At 38.8% G+C, this 20,553-nt stretch carries 18 protein-coding genes and 1 pseudogene; 7 read left to right on the top strand and 12 right to left on the bottom strand.

Translation table 11 applies throughout. The features are described 5' to 3' along the window. Positions 1–77: 77 nt before the first annotated feature. Positions 78–257, bottom strand: coding sequence for a hypothetical protein (locus tag IPO46_00250; GenBank protein QQS63085.1), 180 nt, complete (start codon positions 255–257; stop codon positions 78–80). Between the two features lie 426 nt (positions 258–683). Here IPO46_00250 and IPO46_00245 point away from each other — a divergent pair. After that, positions 684–764: pseudogene (locus IPO46_00245) on the top strand (DUF933 domain-containing protein). 78 nt (positions 765–842) lie between these two features. On the opposite strand, the gene IPO46_00240 reads toward IPO46_00245, so the two are convergent. Both IPO46_00240 and IPO46_00235 read right to left on the bottom strand, forming a co-directional pair. Next, positions 843–2,249 (bottom strand): fasciclin domain-containing protein, encoded by a 1,407-nt coding sequence (locus IPO46_00240; GenBank protein QQS63084.1) that lies wholly within the window; start codon positions 2,247–2,249, stop codon positions 843–845. Positions 2,250–2,284: 35 nt separating this feature from the next. Continuing rightward, the gene (locus IPO46_00235; GenBank protein ID QQS63083.1) at positions 2,285–5,002 is read right to left on the bottom strand and encodes a TonB-dependent receptor; all 2,718 of its coding nucleotides are present in this window, start codon (positions 5,000–5,002) and stop codon (positions 2,285–2,287) included. Positions 5,003–5,141: 139 nt separating this feature from the next. On the opposite strand from IPO46_00235, the gene IPO46_00230 reads away from it, so the two are divergent. The 6 genes from IPO46_00230 (at position 5,142) to IPO46_00205 (ending at position 10,377) form a co-directional block, all read left to right on the top strand. Then, on the top strand, positions 5,142–6,065 hold the full coding sequence (locus IPO46_00230) for a phosphoribosylaminoimidazolesuccinocarboxamide synthase (protein QQS63082.1): 924 nt from the start codon (positions 5,142–5,144) through the stop codon (positions 6,063–6,065). A 48-nt stretch (positions 6,066–6,113) separates the two neighbouring features. Continuing rightward, positions 6,114–6,767: a peptide-methionine (S)-S-oxide reductase MsrA gene (gene msrA, locus IPO46_00225; protein QQS64275.1), complete on the top strand. Its 654-nt coding sequence runs from the start codon at positions 6,114–6,116 to the stop codon at positions 6,765–6,767. 106 nt (positions 6,768–6,873) lie between these two features. Then, on the top strand, positions 6,874–8,115 hold the full coding sequence (locus IPO46_00220) for an ABC transporter permease (protein QQS63081.1): 1,242 nt from the start codon (positions 6,874–6,876) through the stop codon (positions 8,113–8,115). Between the two features lie 22 nt (positions 8,116–8,137). Beyond that, positions 8,138–8,494 carry a VOC family protein gene (locus tag IPO46_00215; protein QQS63080.1) on the top strand — a complete coding sequence of 119 codons (357 nt, stop codon included), beginning with the start codon at positions 8,138–8,140 and terminating at the stop codon, positions 8,492–8,494. Positions 8,495–8,503: 9 nt separating this feature from the next. Next, positions 8,504–9,544: a tRNA (adenosine(37)-N6)-threonylcarbamoyltransferase complex transferase subunit TsaD gene (gene tsaD / locus IPO46_00210; GenBank protein QQS64274.1), complete on the top strand. Its 1,041-nt coding sequence runs from the start codon at positions 8,504–8,506 to the stop codon at positions 9,542–9,544. 170 nt (positions 9,545–9,714) lie between these two features. Then, on the top strand, positions 9,715–10,377 hold the full coding sequence (locus IPO46_00205) for a methyltransferase (protein ID QQS63079.1): 663 nt from the start codon (positions 9,715–9,717) through the stop codon (positions 10,375–10,377). Here IPO46_00205 and IPO46_00200 read toward each other — a convergent pair. The 9 genes from IPO46_00200 to IPO46_00160 form a co-directional block, all read right to left on the bottom strand. Then, positions 10,374–11,108 carry a hypothetical protein gene (locus IPO46_00200; protein QQS63078.1) on the bottom strand — a complete coding sequence of 245 codons (735 nt, stop codon included), beginning with the start codon at positions 11,106–11,108 and terminating at the stop codon, positions 10,374–10,376. The genes IPO46_00205 and IPO46_00200 overlap by 4 nt on opposite strands. A gap of 14 nt (positions 11,109–11,122) precedes the next feature. Continuing rightward, on the bottom strand, positions 11,123–11,899 hold the full coding sequence (locus IPO46_00195) for a glycosyltransferase (GenBank protein ID QQS63077.1): 777 nt from the start codon (positions 11,897–11,899) through the stop codon (positions 11,123–11,125). Between the two features lie 73 nt (positions 11,900–11,972). Continuing rightward, positions 11,973–13,697, bottom strand: coding sequence for a carbamoyltransferase (locus tag IPO46_00190; GenBank protein QQS63076.1), 1,725 nt, complete (start codon positions 13,695–13,697; stop codon positions 11,973–11,975). A 55-nt stretch (positions 13,698–13,752) separates the two neighbouring features. After that, the gene (locus tag IPO46_00185) at positions 13,753–14,865 is read right to left on the bottom strand and encodes an acyltransferase (protein ID QQS63075.1); all 1,113 of its coding nucleotides are present in this window, start codon (positions 14,863–14,865) and stop codon (positions 13,753–13,755) included. Then, entirely contained in the window at positions 14,858–15,439 is a 582-nt protein-coding gene (locus IPO46_00180; protein QQS63074.1) for a hypothetical protein, read from the bottom strand. The genes IPO46_00185 and IPO46_00180 overlap by 8 nt, the downstream gene beginning before the upstream one ends. Positions 15,440–15,458: 19 nt before the next feature. Beyond that, complete coding sequence (locus tag IPO46_00175) at positions 15,459–16,568, bottom strand: glycosyltransferase (GenBank protein ID QQS63073.1); 1,110 nt, start codon at positions 16,566–16,568, stop codon at positions 15,459–15,461. After that, complete coding sequence (locus IPO46_00170) at positions 16,565–18,016, bottom strand: MBOAT family protein (protein QQS63072.1); 1,452 nt, start codon at positions 18,014–18,016, stop codon at positions 16,565–16,567. The genes IPO46_00175 and IPO46_00170 overlap by 4 nt, the downstream gene beginning before the upstream one ends. Then, the gene (locus IPO46_00165; GenBank protein ID QQS63071.1) at positions 18,013–19,125 is read right to left on the bottom strand and encodes a hypothetical protein; all 1,113 of its coding nucleotides are present in this window, start codon (positions 19,123–19,125) and stop codon (positions 18,013–18,015) included. Before IPO46_00165 ends, IPO46_00170 begins: the two co-directional genes overlap by 4 nt. 22 nt (positions 19,126–19,147) lie before the next feature. Continuing rightward, entirely contained in the window at positions 19,148–20,545 is a 1,398-nt protein-coding gene (locus tag IPO46_00160) for a hypothetical protein (GenBank protein ID QQS63070.1), read from the bottom strand. Positions 20,546–20,553 lie beyond the last annotated feature (8 nt).

The raw sequence follows: 20,553 nt of genomic DNA, 5'->3' as shown, positions 1-20,553 counted from the left end.
CAAAATTTTGGGTTGACCGAAAAAAGGGGACGCTTACAGCAGCGCTTTAATTTTGGTTTCCCAGCGTGCTAACTTCGCTAAAGATTGTTTGTTTTGCCGGTTATCCGTTTGCTGTATTTATCTATCTTATTGCCTGTTTGGCTAAAAAATTTATCGGGGATTTTTAAGATAGTTGCTTCAATACTGTCTGCCTGTGCATGGCAAAGCAATACAGCAAGTATAAGCGATAGCGTTGATATTAGAACCTTCGGGTACATTGCCAGGTATTGAAGGGTTCAAAAACGAATTACCAAATAAATGTAGGATTATTTTTTAATTAACAAAAAAAATTGAGTATATACTCATTTATACTTTTATATGGGCTGTATATTTCAAAAAACTACCCTGCGCTGTATCCTTCCTATTTTTATTTATTTGCTCCCAAATAAAGTGAATATGGTTGAGTATTATTACAAAAGCCTATACCCTAATCAAATCTCTTTCCTAAAGTTCTTTAAAATACGCTATTTTCAACGCTTTGTTTTCGCTGTCATTAAACAATGGCAGCCATTTATAAATGGTTGTCGTAAAAAAATAAATCTTATTTGTTTCGGTGCAAGATTTGCGTACTGTTTTCACCGCTTAAAGTTATAAGATATTTTATTACGGAAAATTGTTTCGTGTGCCACAAACCAAGGCGTGGAGATAATGGTAAACTTCGTATTGAAGGAAAAGAATACCCGGTGCAGGAGGGAGATGTAATGCATTTCAGGTTTAATGTTTAAACAAAATATTATTTCAATATATTCCATAAAAAAAGGTTCCGTATCGGGAACCTTTTTTTATTAGTTAAATAAAAAATATTATTGCGGCAAAAGCACCCTGTCAACTTTATGCAATACGCCATTAATATACCGCTGGTCGCTTGTAGCGCCCGGCAATGGATTTATAAGCACATTAGCTGCCGGGTAAAGTGCGCCACCTCCTACTCCTTTCACCGTCATTGCCGTTACAAACGGGCCAGCAAAAGTTGCAGTAATGCCAATTCCCGGATGTAAAGGTATTGCGCCATTAAGTAAAGTGGGTTTAAAGGTTGTAGTCGTTGGACCATTTACGGTAAACATACGTTGAGACATTATGTGATACACTACGATACCTTTAACCGTTTGTGCAGAAAAATACGGGAACAAGGCCGGGTTTTGGAAAATAGTAGGGCTGGAAGCTAAAGCAGTGGTTGTTGCCGGAGCCTGTGCATCGGCAATAGCTGTGGCTTGTGTTTGTGCAATAGCTGGCGCTTGTGCAGTTGCTATTGCGGTAGCTTCATCGGGAGTTGCGCCGCCTGCAATTGCATTGTCATAAATTTGCTGGTACACTACAGGGTATATAGCCGCATAAGCCTGGTCATAAATCATTTGCCATACAATTGGGTAAGCAAGCTGATAAATTAAGGCTTTAAAGGCATTATTAGTAGGGGCAAAAACGGTAAAGTTTGCACCAAGCGCTATGGTAGGATCGCTTAAATAATGTTGCAAACTACCCGGTGTAGTTGCCGTCATGCCACTATCTGCACGAATAATAGCTGCTTTTAAATAGGCAATGCTGGTATCATCAGAAATTCTTTGCCATAAAACTTGTGATGGTGGCAGGCTAACGGCTGCAATGGCATGAATAACCCCGTTTCCTGCAAGCTTATCTGGGCCTATAACCGGCACATTATCTTTCCACATTCCATTACCACTGCGGCCAACATAAGCATCTAAGCGAACTAATGGACTTATAGTGGGTGCAGGATTAAAAATAGTGGGAAATTTATAATTGGGAAATAATGTAGTAGGTATATCAGATGCCGTTAACCCATTGGGCAATATATGATAAGTTACAATTGCCGCAGCAGTTGCAGCAGGTAAAGAACTACTGATGAAACCTTCAAAAACAGCATCTGGCGCATCAATGGGTACGGCTCCACCTGAAGCAGCTACAACAAATTGTTTCATGGCATTATTATCGGGCACAAATACCGTGAGGTTGTAAATCCTGCTTTTTAAAGTATCTAATTTGCCAGCCCTTTGAACCATTTTATAAAAAAGAGTATACGGCGATGAGGCAAGCGTATCGCCAAGCGTAGCCCTCGATGCTGATACTGTTGGGTCATCAAATGGCGGATTGGTATATAGGATATCTTCAGGCGCTTTGTTACAAGCGCTCAGGAATACAACAATTGCCGCAAGTGACAATGCTGCAAGCTTAATTTTTTTATAGTTAAAACGCATAATTCAAATTTTAAATTGAATAAAATAATATTGTTTTAATAAAGATTGTAACCAAAGCTTATATAATACAAGCCACCCACATAGGAGTTGCCAATTGCATTATAATAATATTCGTTAAGCAGGTTTGTTGCACCCAGTTTAAGTATTGACTTGGTTTTTGGAAACTTATAACTCACCTGTGCATCTAATGTTTGAAAAGCCGGTAGGTCGCCATTGGCTAAGTCGCCTTCAAAATAAAACCCATCCTGCCAGCGATAATTTATGGCAAATCCTGCTCTTTTATCTTTTCCAAAACTGGAATTAGCAACCCCTAAATTTAACCTGTATTTTGGCGTGTTAAAATTTGCGGTTAATCCTGCAGGAACATCAAGGTTATCTGATGAAAAATTAGCGCTTACAGAAAAATTACGTGGCAACCTGTAATCTACCCCTATTCCAAAACCATTGGTATTGATATTATCGTGGTAATTTATGGGCACAGAGTAAACCTGGTCAGTATTGAGGTCTGGTATCCCCGATCCTGATTTGGATTGGATTACACTGATACGACCGGTAAAATCCTGGTAAAAACCCCAGTATCCGTAGGCATCAATCATTAATTTTTGGTCGAGCAATAATCCCCTGTAACCCACTTCAAATGAAGTTAAAGATTCGGGTTTTTGTAATGGGTAATCCCATTGCTTTACTACGCCATTTTGCAGCGAATCTCTGTAATACGCAGGGTTGGTATCAAAATGGTATTTAGAAACAAAAGATTTGTTGCCTCCAATTAATTTATATGAGAAAAGATCGAGGTCTATCCATTGTTGCTGGGTAGATGGAAAGCGATAAGCGGTTTGATAAGACAAGCGGAAATTATTATTTTCTTTTGCTTTAATTACTGCGGTAATCCTTGGAGTAAACCGGCCTTTAAAGTTCTCGTTTTTATCGTACCTGCCCGATGCACTTAATTTTAACCAACTATTGAGTTCTTTGGTAATTTGTACATAAGCGCCAAATTCAGTAATACCTATGGGTTTATCAACAGGGTCCGGAAACAAAGTACTATCAGAATCCAGCAGGTATTTTCTCCAGTTTCCGCCTACAATTACGTCGGCAAAAGATTTGGTGTATTCGCTTAAGTTGTAGCTGCCATCAATTCCCCATAAATCGCTCCGGTCCAATAAACCACCTCCTTTAGGCACCGGTATGCGCCTTACTTTGTTATACATATCTTTAAATTGTGGAGAACCTAAAGCAGGCCTTCCCTGGTCGGCTACTATTCTTGCACGGGCATGGGCAGCAGAGTCTACCTGGCCACTCATTAAGCCGCTAAGATAGGTGGTAATATACTGTGGATACCAAGTAGTAGAAGGTTTCCAAAGTTCGTTATAGTTTTGTGTTGTTGCTGCAAGGTTAAATGACTGGCCTGCATTTTCCTGCGTAGTGTACACACGGGCATTCCATACCTTATTTTTCATTTCAAATTTGTACTGGCCCATTTTAAAATCTTTAATAGAGTAGCGGGAAGCACCGGTATAAATAGTATTACCTGTTCCCCAGTAGCCGGATAAAATGGCCTCGGTATTGTTGGTTATTTTATAGTTGAATGAAGCGCCCACTTTAAAGTTTACGGTGTTTGGATCCATCAATTCCTGTTCGGAATAGCCGGTGCGGGAAACTTTGTTGGGATACCTTACAATACTATCAATATAGTTGCTAAGGAATGGCGGTATTTGCCCTGCTGCAATCATTTTTTGTAAAATGGGTGATAAATCCTGAACGGTTTCATCGCCATATACATTTACACCATCATATCCGGGAGAATTGGCACGGTTGCCGGGTATTAATTTTCCATTTGCCCTGTCGAAATTACGTGTATCCATACCAATCCAGTCTTTTGCCTGGATTAACTCTGAGGTAATTTTAAAAGCAAATTTGTCAGATATTTTTTTGCCCCAGCGTACAGCCCAGTTGTAATAAGGAGATGGGCTCCTTTCGCTGCCATCGGCATGCATAAGGCCGGTTTTAATAATTAAAGACAAGCCCTGGTATTTAAATGGGTTTTTGCTGGAAATTAGTAAAGTTCCGTTCATACCACCCGGGCCATATAAAGCAGAAGATGCGCCGGAAAGTAACTCCATATTATCTACATCCAATTCATTAAGGCCCACAATAGCGCCTACCGAAAAGTTGAGGCCCGGCGCCTGGTTGTCCATTCCATCTACCAGTTGGTTAAACCTCACATTTCCGCTTCCACCAAAACCACGGGTAGTAGGTGTGCGAAAAGTAAGAGAAGATGTGGTTACATCTACACCTTTCAAATTAGAAACAATATCATAATAATTGGCTGCAGGTGCATTTCGAATTACTGCCGGGCTAACCCTTTCAATAGAAACCGGTGTTTCCATTATTTTTTCTGAAACACGGCTTGCAGATACTACTACCTCCTGCCCTAGTACATTGGTAGGTACAAATGATACAGATACCGGCTGGTTTGCAGCGCCTACGGTAACCTCCTGCATTTCATACCCTATTGAAGAAATTATCAGGGTTAAAGGCAAGGCTTTTTTGGTAGTTATTTCAAAATTACCTTTATCATCGGTATATGCGCCGTCATCTGCGCCTTTTATTGTTACCGATACAGCAGATGCAGCTTCCTTTGAAACACTGTTATGAACCTTACCTTTGATAGTTATGTTTTGGGCAAATGCAACCGACACCAGTAAGTTGGCAAGCGCAAACATAACCAGCGAGCTAATAGTTTTTCTCATTTCTGGTTAATTTGGGTTATTAATTTTAATAGCAAAATAAGCATTGTTGTTAAACTGCAAAATTTTATTTTTTGCACTCCTGTTAATATTTACTTCAAAATTTGTAAATAGTATTAAAATCCCTGTCATAATTTCGCACATGCAGCAATTTCAATTTCCCGGGCAAACAGGTTTTTATAGTGGTAAAGTTAGAGATGTTTATACTATAAATGACCAATTACTGGTAATGGTTGCCAGCAACAGAATTTCTGCTTTTGACGTTATTTTACCCAAACCCATACCGCATAAAGGCCAGATTTTGAACCAGCTTGCTGCTTATATGATGCATGCCTGCAGCGATATTTGCCCCCACTGGCTTTTGGAAACCCCGGCTCCTAATGTGAGCCTCGGCAAAAAATGTGAGCCCGTAAAAGTAGAAATGGTAGTTCGTGGCCATTTAACAGGCCATGCCTGGCGCCTTTACCAAAGCGGAAAAAGGGAAATTTGTGAAGTACCTATGCCCGATGGCCTTAAAGAAAACGATGCTTTTCCCAAACCCATAATTACGCCCACAACCAAGGCAGATGCGGGCCACGACGAGGATATTAGCTTAAGGGATATATTAAAGTTAAGGCTGGTTGATGCATTTCATTGGCAAACCATACAAAAATACTCTTTTGCATTATTTAAAAGGGGCGGAGAAATTGCGGCAAAACAAGGTTTAATACTTGCCGATACTAAGTACGAATTTGGCTTGCTGGACGATAAAATTGTTTTAATGGACGAGATCCATACACCGGATTCTTCCCGGTATTATTATGCAGATGGATTTGAAGATAGGCAGCAGAAGGGCGAAAAGCAACTCCAGTTAAGTAAAGAATTTGTAAGAGAATGGCTAATGGCCAATAATTTTATGGGTAAAGAAGGCCAGCAGGTGCCCCAAATGAGCGATCAATGGATACATTCCATAAGCCGCAGGTATATTGAACTTTACGAAAAAATTACCGGGCAACAATTTGTGCCGCAGCCATTAAGTGAGGCAGAAACTTTTGAACTTATATCCACAGCTTTAAATAAGTACTAAACCACTGCTTTTTAATCCTTCTTAACATTATGCAATGTAATTTGCATGATGCTGATTTGCAAATTGATTAAAAATTATTGCTTATTATTTCTTTCACTGTTGCAATTGAATTGCAATGCACAAAATAAACCCGCTATGCAGGAAATCACTACTACCGTAAAAAATATTTCTGTTGCTACATTTGGCAATGGTTGCTTTTGGTGTACCGAAGCTGTTTTTCAACAATTAAACGGGGTAGAAAAAGTAGAAAGCGGTTATAGTGGTGGCCATGTAATAAACCCAACGTACAAGCAGGTTTGTACCGGTGCAACCGGCCATGCCGAATGTCTCAACATTAGTTTTGACAGCACAAAAATTTCTTTTGCTGAACTCCTGGAAGTATTTTGGAAAACCCACAACCCTACTACCTTAAACCAGCAGGGCAACGATATGGGCACCCAATACCGCAGTGTAATTTTTTATCATGATGAACAGCAAAAAGAACTTGCTGAAAAATATAAAAAGAATTTAGAAATCAGTAATGCATTTGATGCTGCCATTGTTACAACCATAGAACCCTTTACTACTTTTTACAAAGCAGAAAATTATCACCAGGATTATTTTAAGCTTCATGGAGAAGAACCCTATTGCCGTTTTGTAATTCAACCCAAGCTGGAAAAATTTAAAAAGGCGTTTAAGGATAAGCTCAAAAAAGAAAATTAAACCGGTTACAGAATAGCTTACATTTTTTTTAAAACCGGAAAAACTTTCTTTTACCATACATATATCTGCCTGCACAACTTACTTTATTTTCAATTAATTTTGTGTGATGACCAAAGGCTTAAATATTGTAATCAACTCATTAAAGCTTTCACTTAAAGAGCTTACGGTGAATAAGCTAAGAACAGCGCTAAGCCTTACCGGAATTGCCTTTGGCATTTTTTGCATTATTGGCGTACTGGCTGCAGTAAACAGCCTGGAATTAAATATTCAAAATGAATTAAAAGGCCTGGGCAGCAATACCGTGTATATTGACAAATGGGATTACAGCGGCGGGCCAGACAAGCCATACTGGAAGCTGAGGGCGAGGCCTGCAATGAAAGCCGAAGAAGCCGGTTTGGTTAAAGAACGTTCCTCGGCTTTGCAGCATATTTCCTTTTTAATGGAACTCAACGGCCCAATAAGCTATGAAAATTTTGAAAATACCGGCAGTACAGTTTATGGTGTTACGGAATCGCAAATGGATATTCAGCCCTTACATTTTTATACCGGCAGGTTTTTTTCACCAAATGAATTTAAGGCAGGTTCGCCTGTGGGAATAATTGGATATAAAAATGCAGAAGATTTCTTTGGCAATCCAGAAAGGGCAATGGGCAAACAGGTAACGGTAAAGGGACGGAAAGTAACCATTATAGGCGTTTTAAAAAAAGACGGCGTAAATTTTATCGGCTGGAAATTTGATAATTGCATTATGCTGAGTTATAATTTTTGCAGGCAAATTTTTAATGAAGACAACAGCCACACCGTTTTAATAGCAAAAGGTTACCCCAACGTAACACCGGATGCACTGGTGCAGGACTTAAAAGGTGCCATGCGGCAGGTACGCAGGTTAAGCCCTACGCAGGAAGATAATTTTTCTTTAAACAGTGTACAGGCTTTTAGCGCTGCAATCACCGATTTTTTTTCTGTATTAAATATTATAGGAAGCATTATTGGTGGCATTAGCCTTATTGTGGGTTTGTTTGGAATAGCCAATATTATGTTTGTTACCGTAAAGGAGCGTACATCGGTAATTGGGTTAAAAAAAGCCATTGGCGCTAAAAAGGGAAGCATCCTTTTTGAATTTTTAGTGGAAGCCATTGTGCTGTGCCTGCTGGGTGGCGCCTTTGGGTTGCTTATGGTTTTTGCCGGAACGGTAATTTCTACCAGAATGTTGAATTTCCCCATTTTTATTTCTATCCCTATGCTCATCATCAGCATCGTTATTTGTGTTTCCGTAGGCATACTTGCCGGCATTTTCCCGGCATCCAGGGCTGCAAGGCTCGATCCTGTTGTGGCAATAAGAAGTTAATGATATTTTAATGCATAGTATAATGATTACAGCCATAAACCCAAAATTGCCCATGCGTAACCGGGATATAACCAGGCAATATTATGAAAAACAATTAGGCTTTACCTGTATCGGCAGCCAGGAATTTATGCATTACCTTATTATGCAAAAAGATGAAATGCAAATTCATTTTTTTGAATTTAAAAACCTCAACCCTTTAGAAAACTATGGCCAGGTTTATTTACGCACCAACGATATAGATGGCCTTTATCAATCTTTATTAAACAATCATACATCCATTCATCCTAATGGGCACTTACAGGTAAAACCCTGGGGACAAAAAGAATTTTCTTTGCTCGACCCGGATAATAACCTGCTCACATTTGGACAACCTTTATAAACCAATATCATTTCCCAAGAGCCAGTAATATTAGCCATAGAATCCAGTTGCGATGAAACCGCAGCAGCAGTAAGCATTAATGGCCGCATTGCAAGCAATATAATTGCTACACAAAAAATTCATGAGCAATATGGCGGCGTAGTTCCCGAACTGGCCAGCAGGGCACATTTGCAAAATATAGTTCCGGTAGTAGATGCGGCAGTTAATAAAGCCGGCATTCAATTAAGTGATGTAGATGCTTTTGCCTTTACGCAATCGCCGGGTTTAATTGGCGCATTGCTGGTAGGCGCCGGTTTTGCAAAATCATTATCGCTGGCATTAAATAAACCGCTCATTGCAGTACAGCACATGCATGCACATGTATTGGCAAATCTAATAAACGAACCCAAACCAACTTTTCCTTTTTTATGCCTTACCGTAAGTGGCGGCCATACGCAAATTGTAAAATGTACATCGGCTTATAATATGCAGGTTATAGGAGAAACCATTGATGATGCAGCAGGCGAAGCATTTGATAAAACGGCAAAACTCATTGGGTTGCCCTACCCTGGCGGGCCGCTTATTGATAAATATGCTGCAACCGGTAACCCACTTGCTTATACATTTCCCGAACCAAAAGTAGATGGCCTTAACTTTAGTTTTTCCGGCTTAAAAACTTCTATATTATATTTTTTGCAAAATGCTGGCAAGTCAAATGTTTACAAAGAAATTTTTACGGCTACCGAAGAAGAGAGAAAACAATTTATAGATACCCATCTTGCGGATATTTGCGCTTCGGTACAATACCGCATTATAAGTATTTTACTCAATAAATTGAAAAAAGCTTCGCTGCAAACCGGTATCAATACCATTTGCATTGCAGGTGGTGTAAGCGCCAACAGCGGTTTGCGCAAAGAAGTAGAAAGGCTTGGCAAAACTTTAAACTGGAAAGTATTTATTCCGCCATTCGAGTACTGTACAGACAATGCCGGCATGATAGCCATTGCCGCACATTATAAATACCTGCGCCAGGAGTTTGTAAAAGTAGATGTGGTGCCAAGCGCAAGTTAGTTGTAAAGGGGAAAATTATATTTTTTTTATTTAGAGGGTATAGAGCGTTTAGAAGGTTTAGAGGGTTGCTGTTTATCTTCAGATTATCAATTCTAAATTTTACATTATTAATTATTCATTAACCAGTGTTTCATTTTAAGCAATTCAGCATACAACAGGATAAATGTGCTATGAAGGTTTGCACAGACTCCTGCTTATTTGGGGCATGGGTAGCAAATGAAATTGAAACGGACAACCAAATTCAAAACATTTTAGATATTGGTACCGGCACAGGCTTATTGACCCTAATGCTGGCACAAAAATCAAATGCAGCCATTGCTGCCATAGAAATCAATGCAGGTGCGGCTTTGCAGGCAGAGGAAAATTTCCTGGCAAGCAACTGGGGCAAGCGTTTAACGGTATTGCCCATTCCGGTGCAGCAATTTTCAACGGCTCAAAAGTTTGATCTTATTATTTGTAACCCGCCATTTTTTGAAAACAATTTATTATCGCCGGAGAGCGGGAAAAATATTGCAAAACACCAGGGTTTACTAAATTTAAGCGACCTGTTTCTTTATATTTCTCAACTTTTATCAGAAAATGGCATTGCTGCAATTTTAATTCCCTATGTTCTCAATAAAAAAACAAACCAATTGGCAAACGCCAATAATTTATTTTGTTGTAAAGAAGTAAATGTTAAACAAACCAACCGGCACGGATATTTTAGAAGTATGCAAATGTTTAGCCGAAAAAAAAACGAAGCAGATATTAAGCAAATGAGCATTAAAGATGAAAACGGGACATACACATCCGAATTTGTACATTTACTAAAAGATTATTACCTGTATCTTTAAAGCAATACTTCGTTCCAGGCCTTATGGCTAAGAAAGGGTTCAAACACATTGTGGTTGCGGGCATCTAAGAAAGCACTGAGGTGGTTGTGGTGATGCAAATCGGTACCCACAAATCCGGCAAGGCCGTTTTCTAAAATATATTTTGCCGCTTTAAACGGCCCTTTACCATAATAACCCGTAAGTGACAATAAATTTACCTGTAATACAAAACCCAGCTCTTTTAAGCGGTCATACATTTTGGGCTGGTCATGATAGTAACTGTAACGCTCAGGGTGTGCCAAAATGGGTATATAACCTTCCATAATTATTTTAAACGAGAGTTCTTCCGGCTGCCTGGGCATTGAAGCAAAAGAAAATTCCGTAAGAATAAGATTATCCTGTAGCGTTAATAAATTCTTTTTTGCCAGCAATTCCAAAAACAAATCATCCATTAAATATTCGGCCGCTGCATTTACTTCGTAGGCAATATTGTTTTGATGCAGGGCTTCCCTTAATTGCTGTAAAGCATTATTAATAGATTCTGGGGTATTGTGGTACAGGTCAGAAATTACATGAGGTGTAGCAATAGACTTTTTTAGTCCCAATTGCATGAGGCCTTTTACCAGTTCCAGTGATGTGGCAATATCCGGCGAGCCGTCATCAATGCCCGGGAGGATGTGCGAATGCATATCTACGGTAATGGGAAAATAGCCATTATCATTTTTTATCTTATTTTTTTTAAATCCAAACATGTATTTCAATATCCTTACCAGGAAAGAAATAATTGGGTATTTTTTTTATAAAACTGGTGTAATTTACTCAAAGGTTTTAACACCGATACAAAAAAGGCAAATGGGATATTGTTCTTTTTCATGGCAAGATAATCCCTGCGGTTTGCCCTTACCCTTTGCAGGAAACTTTTATTGCTCATGCCACCCACCCTCATTTTTACTATGAGCATGGGCAAATAATATGCCGATAAACCGTGTTTATAAAGATAGCGTGACATAAACTCATAATCTGCTGCAGAAAAATAATGGTTCTCGTATCCACCATATTGGTCAATGCAGGATTTTTTAAGGTAAAATGTTGGGTGCGCCGGCATCCATCCAACTTTAAACAAACTCCTTTTGTAAGGTTTGCCTTTCCAAATTCGCCAAATTTTAGTGGGATCATCCTGGTACACATATTCCAGGTCGCCATAAACAGCATCGGTATTATTTTCTTCAAAAGCCTTTACAATTGCAGCAATCACTTCGGGAGTATCCAGCATATCGTCGCTGTTGAGTATGCCAACAAAATCACCTGATGCCAGCTCAAGCCCTTTATTAATGGCATCATACATTCCTCTGTCTGTTTCAGAAACCCAGCGTGCAATATGGTTGCTGTACTTTTGTATAATACTTACTGTGGCATCTTTTGACTTTCCGTCAATAATAATATGTTCAATATTGGGGTAAGTTTGCCCAATTACCGACTCAATACATTCTGCCAGGTATTTTTCAGAATTATAGGTAACTGTAATTATAGACAGCTTCTTCATTAAGCGAATATAAAAAAAAACAGTATACCGCTAAGTATACTGTTTACAAAAATAAAAAATATGTAAAAAAAAATTATCTTTCTACCAGGCAGTTTTCCATTACCAGCATATCCATATTGGTGCGTAAAAAGCAGGCCAGCGCTTCAGCAGGGCTGTTTACTATGGGTTCGTTTTCGTTAAAAGATGTGTTGAGTAAAATAGGCACACCGGTTTTTTTTCTAAATGTGTCTATTAACTGATAGTACCTTGGCGAAATATCTTTATCCACCGTTTGTAGTCTGCCGCTTCCATCTACATGCGTTACTGCCGGTATGTTTTCCTGTTTTTCTATTTTAATTGGAAAAACTTTTTCCATAAAAGGCACGGGTTCATCTATTTCAAAATATTCATGCACAAATTCTTTTAGTATGGATGGTGCAAATGGGCGGAAGCTTTCCCTGCGCTTGATTTTAGTGTTTAAAATTTCTTTTGCATCCTTTCTCCGTGGATCGGCAATAATAGACCTTGCACCCAATGCCCGTGGGCCAAATTCTGCTCTGCCGTTCATCCATCCAACTACACCGCCATTAATTAAGCGATTTACTACAGCTTCATACAACTCTTCATCGGGCAATTGACGGAAAGAAATATTTTCTTTTTTCAGCAAAGCAATAATTTCTTCATTGGTCCATTTGCTCCCGGTATAAGCAGAAAAAATTGGAGAGCGTTGCATATTTTTTTGCTGGTGCTGTACAAATAAAGCAGCGCCCATAGAAATGCCGGCATCGTGCCCTGCAGATGGAATGTATACATTTTTAAACGGAGTGTTTCTTGTAATTTTTCCATTGGCCACACTGTTTTGCGCTACGCCTCCGGCAATACATACATCGGTAAGCCCGGTTTGCATATGCAAATGATTGAGAACATGAAAAATTACTTCTTCAGTAAAGCGCTGAACAGAAGCCGCAAGATTTTTATGATAAGCATTTAGCTCTTCTTTATTTTTTCTTGGATTGCCAAATTTTTCAATCATCAATTCGCTAAAGAGTGGCGCAACCATTGGCACATGGTTTTCATTGTAAGTTATAATTCCCTGTGTGCCTTTTCTAAAATATTGAAGATTTAATTTAAACAACCCATCTGTTGAAAGTGTTACAACATCATGCAGCTTATCTACAAATAAAGGTTCGCCGTAAGGCGCCATTCCCATTACTTTGTATTCGTCGCCATAATGCGGAAAACCCAGCAATTGCGTAAAAGCAGTATAAAAAATACCCAGGGAATGAGGAAAATCAAGCGACTGCAAAACCTCTATCGAATTTGTTTTTCCTACAGCCGTCATGGTTGTGGTAAAATCACCTGAACCATCAATAGAAAGGCAGGCTGCCTTTTCAAATGGCGATGCAAAAAAAGCTGAAGCAAGGTGGCTGCGGTGGTGTTCAACATTTACAATTTTATTTTTAAACAGGTGAGCAGCCATGCCGGATAAAGCAGAAAGTTCTTCATCAATTCCGGCCACTTTGCGGCTGTTGCTGAACCTGTCTTTTATAGTTGCCGCACTACCGCCGGGATTGGCCAGCACATAAAGTATTTTTTTAAAAAATTTAGCTTTAGGGTCTCGGCCAATAGCAAAATAATCTACCTGTTCAATGTTAATGCCTGCTTCCTTGAGGCAAAATAAAACTGCCATCGAGGGAAAACCGGCCCAGTGTTTTACACGGGTAAAGCGTTCTTCTTCTGTAGCTGCAATTAACTTTCCATCAACAAAAATTGCTGCAGAAGCATCGGCATGGTAAGCATTTATTCCTAAAATAATCATTGTAATCTTATCTCCAGTTTTTTCAAAAATTGTAAATGGTAATCTTTAAAATTCCTCAGGCAATTTGTATTTTCTTTTTCCCAAAGCTAAATTTCTCCCTCATATCCGTCATAGGTTTTTCAAAATATTTGTATTGCAGCGTTGCGGTAACCAAACTAGCAACCCACACCATCAGTATCCGTTCCCAGCCGCTAAAAGATGCGCCATACTTATTTACCAGCAATACAAAAACCCAATGCACCAGGTAAAGTGAATAAGAAATTAAGCTGATATGTGTAATAATTTTTTGCCAAATACGATTTGTGGTAGTTGTAATTGCATCACATAAAGGCAATAGCATTGCTGCAAATAATGAGTAAAAGCTAAAGAAAAATGTTTTCAGGAAAAACCCTCCCTTGAGCCCGTATTGTTGCAGGTAACCGAAATAAAAAACAAAAAGCATAATTAATGTTCCGGCAACACCGCTTGCAAAAAAAAGGAAACGGTACTTTTTAAAAAACCCGGGATGGTAATATTTTAGCAGCGCAAAGCCAACGCCAAAGGCAATAGAATCGAGCCTTAGCGGCATTATGGTACGAAAGCCAATGAGCCATTCGGGGTTGGCGGTAAAGGCTACTACGATACGAAGCAAAAGACAACTGCCTATAAAAAGCAATACAACAAACGCAAATAATTTTTCGCCCCTTAATTTTAACCAGCGTATTGCAAATGCCAAACCCAGTGGAAACAACAGGTAAAACCATTCTTCTATGGAAAGGCTCCAGGCTGGGCCAAAAAATGTGGGGTGCGGCCTAAAAGTATTTTGCAGAAATACGGTGAACAGTAAATAATAGGGTTTTAAAACGCCGCCCATTATTGCTTCAAGTATTATATATACTAAAAGCATCAAAAAATAATTGGGCAGCGTTCGGAACCATCTTCTCACCCAAAAATTTTTAACCGCTAAGGATAAATTTTTTACATCCCCAGAAAATAACTTCAATAAAATGCCGCCAATTAAAAAGCCGCTGAGTACAAAAAAAGTTTCCACCCCTATAAAGGCAAATAGTTGTGTAGTAACACGGGCAGTATTACGCAACAGGTAGTACGAATTGGTATGCGCTACCATCACACATAAAATGGCAAATGCCCTAAATATATCCAACCCAAAAACCCTTTCTCTATCCACCGGCAATAGTTGAAGCTGAAGAATTGGGTGCAGTATCTTTTTTGTAAAAAAAATACATCAGGGTAAAAATAGCGCCATAGGCAAAAATATTAAACCAGGTATGGTGGTCGAGGCCAAGCGGCATTGGCCAGTTGCGGTCCACAGCAAGTAAAAACAATGCTATTCGTACCACGTTTATAGTCCATAATAATAGTAAACCTCCCAATACCCAAAATATTTTTGATAATACTTTGCCCGCCGAAGCCAGTACAAAAGCAATCCAAAAACTATATACTGCATAACCTACGCAGCTCATCGCAATCCTCACTCCTCTTCCTTCCACAATCTTTATAGAAAAATTAGGCGCAAAATAAGTTTCAATCCCAAACAATGATAAAAGAAATTTAGTTGATTTCATCAATCCCCACTTAAGTTGGGTAATATAATCCAGGTATTGGGCCACAAAAGGGCTGTAATAATCCTCAGGAGCAGAAAGGCCAATGATGAGTAAAGTGCCGTAATACAATACTGCAAAAATCAACAGAAATTTTACAACAAACCCTGTGAATTTTTTATCTTTTATTATAGAAGCCATATTTGTTTATAGTTGCAAACTACATATTAAACAGCAAATGGTATTGTTCGTTGATTTTAGTGCTGTTAATTTTATGTTGGATATATCCTGCAGCAGCAAAACTCCAGTTGGAAAATTCAAAAGTATCCATTTTAGCAAACCTGTCTATTGCGCTTACAATATCTTGTGATGTGAGGTCAACATTTAATCCTGCTTTAGCATCCTGCAATTGGTTCCAGGGAGTAAAATGGCTGGTAATTACCGGTAGGCCAGCGCTTAAAGCTTCGCAAATTGCATGAGCAAAATTTTCACTTTTGCTGGGTAGTATAAACACATCTGCATTTTGCAATGCAGCTGCTACATCAGTACTTTCAAGTATTCCATGGTATTGAACCGCTACATTTTCTGGCAGTTGCCTGATGCTATTTTTGCATTGCTGCCAATAAGCTGCGTTCTTTACGGGCCCGTAAATAGCATAGGAAATAGTATAAGTACATTTTTGTAAAGCCTCCAAAACCAGTAAATGATTTTTCATTGGGCTTATGAGTGCAATGCTTATAAGTTTTAACCTGTTGTTCGCTTTTGTTTTTTCTACCGGCGAAAACAACCGTGGAAAATTTGATGCAATTTTTACATTAGCCTGCCTGCCAAAATTATTTTTAATCATTTTTTCTTCTTCGGCATCGGTAGCATGAAAAACAACTGATTTTATTGCATTTGTTTTTTTGAAGAAAGAAAGAAAAATATATTTCTTTAATGCTTTTTGACGCAAAGCGCCAGGATGCAGCATTCCCCTGGGCGATAATATTTTTTGTACATTTTTAATGCCCAGTAACGGAAAAATATTAAAAGCGGGTGAAAAAAGGCCGATAATAAATAAATGGTCAGGGGCAATTTCCTTAACTATTTTTTTTAAAGCAGCCCGTGGTTGCTGGGAAGCATACCATATTTTTGTGTGGGCATTAAACCCAATCCATTGATTAGTTTCAATACCGGTTAATTTTTCTCCGCCTAAATCGCTGTTGCTAGTAAAAATATAAAACCTGCAGTTGCCCTTAAACTGAGTAACCAGGTTTATAATGCTTTGTATGGGGCCACCGGCTTTATATGCCGGCCAAAACCAGGGAATGCAAATAACAATTTTTTTCAAAACTGGAAATAAATAAACTGGCTTATTGGCCTGAGGAATACTATTACTAAAGCCACTATTACAGATATAGACAAGGTTTTAACCAACTGCCCACTCCAGGTATTTGCCAGGGCCGGCGAAATGTACCTGTTCCACAAATAGGCCAGCAGCACAAAAAGCAATAAAACAAATGTGATAAGATAAGTATTCTCCTTCATGCCCAGCCAGGTATAGTGAGCAGGCTGTATGAGTTTTAAAGAATAATCTTTGAGCATAGCCATGCCGGTTACCCTAAAAGGTATCCAGCCAAGCATTAAAAATGGTAAAGAGATGCACCAGCCCGAAATGTTGAGAAAAGTTATATTAAACGAACCGGTAAATTTTGCAATCACCCGGTGCATCATTACCAGGAAAGCATGGTACAATCCCCAAATAACAAAGGTCCAGTTAGCGCCATGCCAAAAGCCCATAATGGCCCAGGTTAAAAACAGGGCAAAATACCCTTTTGCATTTTTGGTATTGCGTATTTCGGAAATAGCCTGCTGCTGATCGTAAACCACTTTGGTGCCGGTGAGTGGAAGGTAGAGATAATCTTTAATCCAGTTAGATAAAGAAATATGCCATCGCTTCCAAAATGCCTTGGGTGAAACGGCTAAATAAGGATAATTAAAGTTTTCAAAAAAATGGATGCCCATCATTTGAGCAGCGCCAATAGCAATAGCAGAATACGCACAAAAATCAAAATAAATCTGGAAACCAAATAAGTAAGCAAGCGTCCACACGTCAATAGCGCTAAGAGAAGCCGAAGGCATATCAAAGCCTGCATCTACCAGCGGGGCAATATTATCGGCCAATACCACTTTTAAAAATAATCCGGTTACAATACGTACAAATCCTTCGTTAATATAACCCCAGTTAAATTTTACCCTGTTGGCAAATTGCGGCAATATATCTGCAGCTCTTAAAACCGGCCCAGCAATTAAATGCGGAAAATAAACGAGAAAGCTGAGGTAACTGATAAAGTTTTTCTCGGGTTTAATATGTTTACGGTAAACATCTACGGTATAGCTTATGGTTTCAAAAGTGTAAAAGCTGATGCCAATAGGTAAAATAATATTTAAATGCGGCAATGCAATGCTGCTGCCAAAAGCGCTGAGTAAATCCTGCAGGTTTTCGGTAAAAAAAATTAAATACTTAAAATAAACCAAAAGGCCAAGGTTGAGTACCAGGCTTATGATGAGTATCTGCTTTCGCTTTTTTGGGTTTTGGGTGTGGTGAATGGCATTGGCAATATAGTAATCCATAACCGCAGCAAAAATGAGCAGCAGGGTATATTGCGGTTTCCAAAAACCATAAAATACCAGGCTTCCCAGGGCAATCATCCAAAGTCTTACTTTTTGCGGAAGGTTCCAGTAAAGGGCAACCACAATAGCAAGAAAAATAATAAAGGTGAGAGAATTAAAAATCATTTTTTACAGCGTTGGAATATGGTATCTGCAATGAGTTTATGGCCAGGTTCCTGAAAGTGCATAAAATCTATTTCGCTGCCGGTGCCGCTCGTAGAGCCTTTGGTTCCCCAATACTTTGCAGCAACAAGGTTTTCGAGGTTCATAAAAATGGCATGGCTGGCCAGTACATCTTTTTCAACTTCTTTTTTAAATCCTGCATATGCCTTCATATCATAAGGCGGCTCTACGTCGTTTCTTATGGGTGGAATGTACACAATCAACTCAATATTTTTGGCCTGGCAATATTTAAAAATATCCAGTAAGGCTTCGTAATTTTCTTTATACACACCGGGAATCATTTTGCGCTTGGTATTGGCTTTTATTCCCAGCATGCTGTTGCGAAATTTATACAGGTCGTTAAAAAGTGTTCCCCTGGTATCCGGTCTTTTATTCCACACAGCCCAGTAGGTACGCACAATACTATCCAGAAATTTTTCTGAGATTTCCTGTGCAGTAGCATCAAGCGCCTTCATATCGTTGCCAATGGCAGATTCAGTGGCCTTTTTATTTTTTAAATTGGAGATGGATAGTATATTGGAAAAGTAGCTGCTGTCTTTACCCTGCGCTATAAAATTTACCGCATTCGCATTACCAATATCATCCCTTATTTTATCTTCCCTCATATCATCAAAAAAAACGGGCAATACAATTTGTTTTACCTTATTGCATTTATTTGTAAAGTAAATAATGGTAAAAAGGAACTCCTGCAGGTTGGCATTGGGATAGCTAATACCCAAAACCGTTTTGTTGCTATTTTCTAATGAATCGAAGAGAAACCGGATGCAATTTTGCTGTCCTGGAGAATATTGATTTATGGAATGGAGTTGTGAATTACCCAGCCAAAGTGTAAGGTCCTTCCCGCCGCTTTTTTGCCATCCGTAAAGTAATGTATCAATATGCCTGAAGAAAGTAACATGAATTGGATAGTCGTTTACCCATGGCGTATAAATTGTAGTTTCCTTTCCAATACCAATTTCCTCTGCTTTTATGGTTTTTCTTTGATAATAATACAACAAAGAAATGCCAAGAACCAAGGGAAGGATAATATTTAATAAAACTGAATTTTTCAAAAACAAAAAGTGTTGAATAGAGTTAAACAGAAAGTTCGGATGGAGACGTTTTTCTAAAAACTTTTAAACGAGTTTCAAAAATATGTGCCCAATAGGTAAAAACCACCCAAATTAAAAATGTGCATTTTACCAGGTGCCCAAGGCCAGTTTGCAAAGCCGTATCGGGCCTTATAGGAAAATAAAATGCCATAGGCACAAAAAGAATGATAATGGGAAATTTTTTTCCCATTTTATTAAACCAAATAAGGGTTAGGTTAAAGAAAAGCCCAAGAGCAAACATAAAAATACAGCCACCCGTTCTGCCATAATTAATATAAGCATCAGCCATTGAGCCCAGGCTCATAGAAGTGTGTTTACGAAGGCTAATGCCTGCATATTTAAAAACAAGTGTTTTGTCTCCGGCATCTAATTTATTAGGCGCTAAAATCCTGGGTAAAAAAGCCGCTTCGAGTATTTGATACAACTCCTGCCCGTGGGCAAATGCCGTACGGTAAGGTACATGGCGCAACACATTGGTTAAAATAAAACCCTGGTTTATGCGAACATTATGTTTTGCCAGGTTAGCTTTTTCAAAAAAACCGCCACTGGTTTGCATTTCGTCAAAGGCATCATCAAATGCCTCCACATCTCCTGCCTTTCCCTGGGCTATGGTAGCGGTTCGGTAGCTGGCTTTTAATTGTTGAATTACAGCAACGCCAGCAATAAGGCCGATGGCAAAAGCCAGCTTTACATAATCTTTGGGTTTATATCTTAAAGCAAAAACAGCTAATATAAAAATGAGCCAGGTTACCAGGTCGTGAAACATGGCTTTTTGTAAAGTAGAAAGTATAATGGAACCAAATACCAGCGTTAAAGGCAAAGGCTTTAGCCTGGGGCTGCCAATAATTAATAAAAAAGCGCCGGCAAATTTAAAACTACCAATAAGGTAAAGTACAAACCCAAGTCCGGGTCCAAAAAAATCGGCGGCTATAGAATTAAAAACACCTATTACAATAAACAGATATGCAAGTGTAGGATTTTGGGCTACATAATCTTTTATTGCCTGCTGGTTTACTATCTCTCCCTTGAGCTTACTAAAAAAGTGCAAACCAAGGATAAAACAGATGGTTGCGGGAATGGCATAACTAAAATACTCCACCTCAGAAACCTGCATACGATATTTAAAATACTGTGCGCTATCTAAGCCTAAATAGGCAAATGAAGGGCCAATGAGCATTTGCAGCGACAAGAAAGCTCCGGCAATATACCTTACGGGAATAATGTATTTAAATGCATAAAATATCAACATAAACTGATGTATGCCAATAAGAAGGGCAATAAAACACCAGGGTGAAATATCTGGCTTTAACAGGAGAATTACAACTGCTATACCTGCAAAAATATACCAGTTAAATTTTATGTTGGTTAAAGAATCAAACATTGCTGTTC

Source organism: Chitinophagaceae bacterium (genome assembly GCA_016699815.1).
Classification (GTDB): domain Bacteria; phylum Bacteroidota; class Bacteroidia; order Chitinophagales; family Chitinophagaceae; genus Ferruginibacter.
The sequence above is the reverse complement of the archived record's forward strand: the minus strand, read 5'-3'. Positions and strand labels throughout refer to the sequence as shown.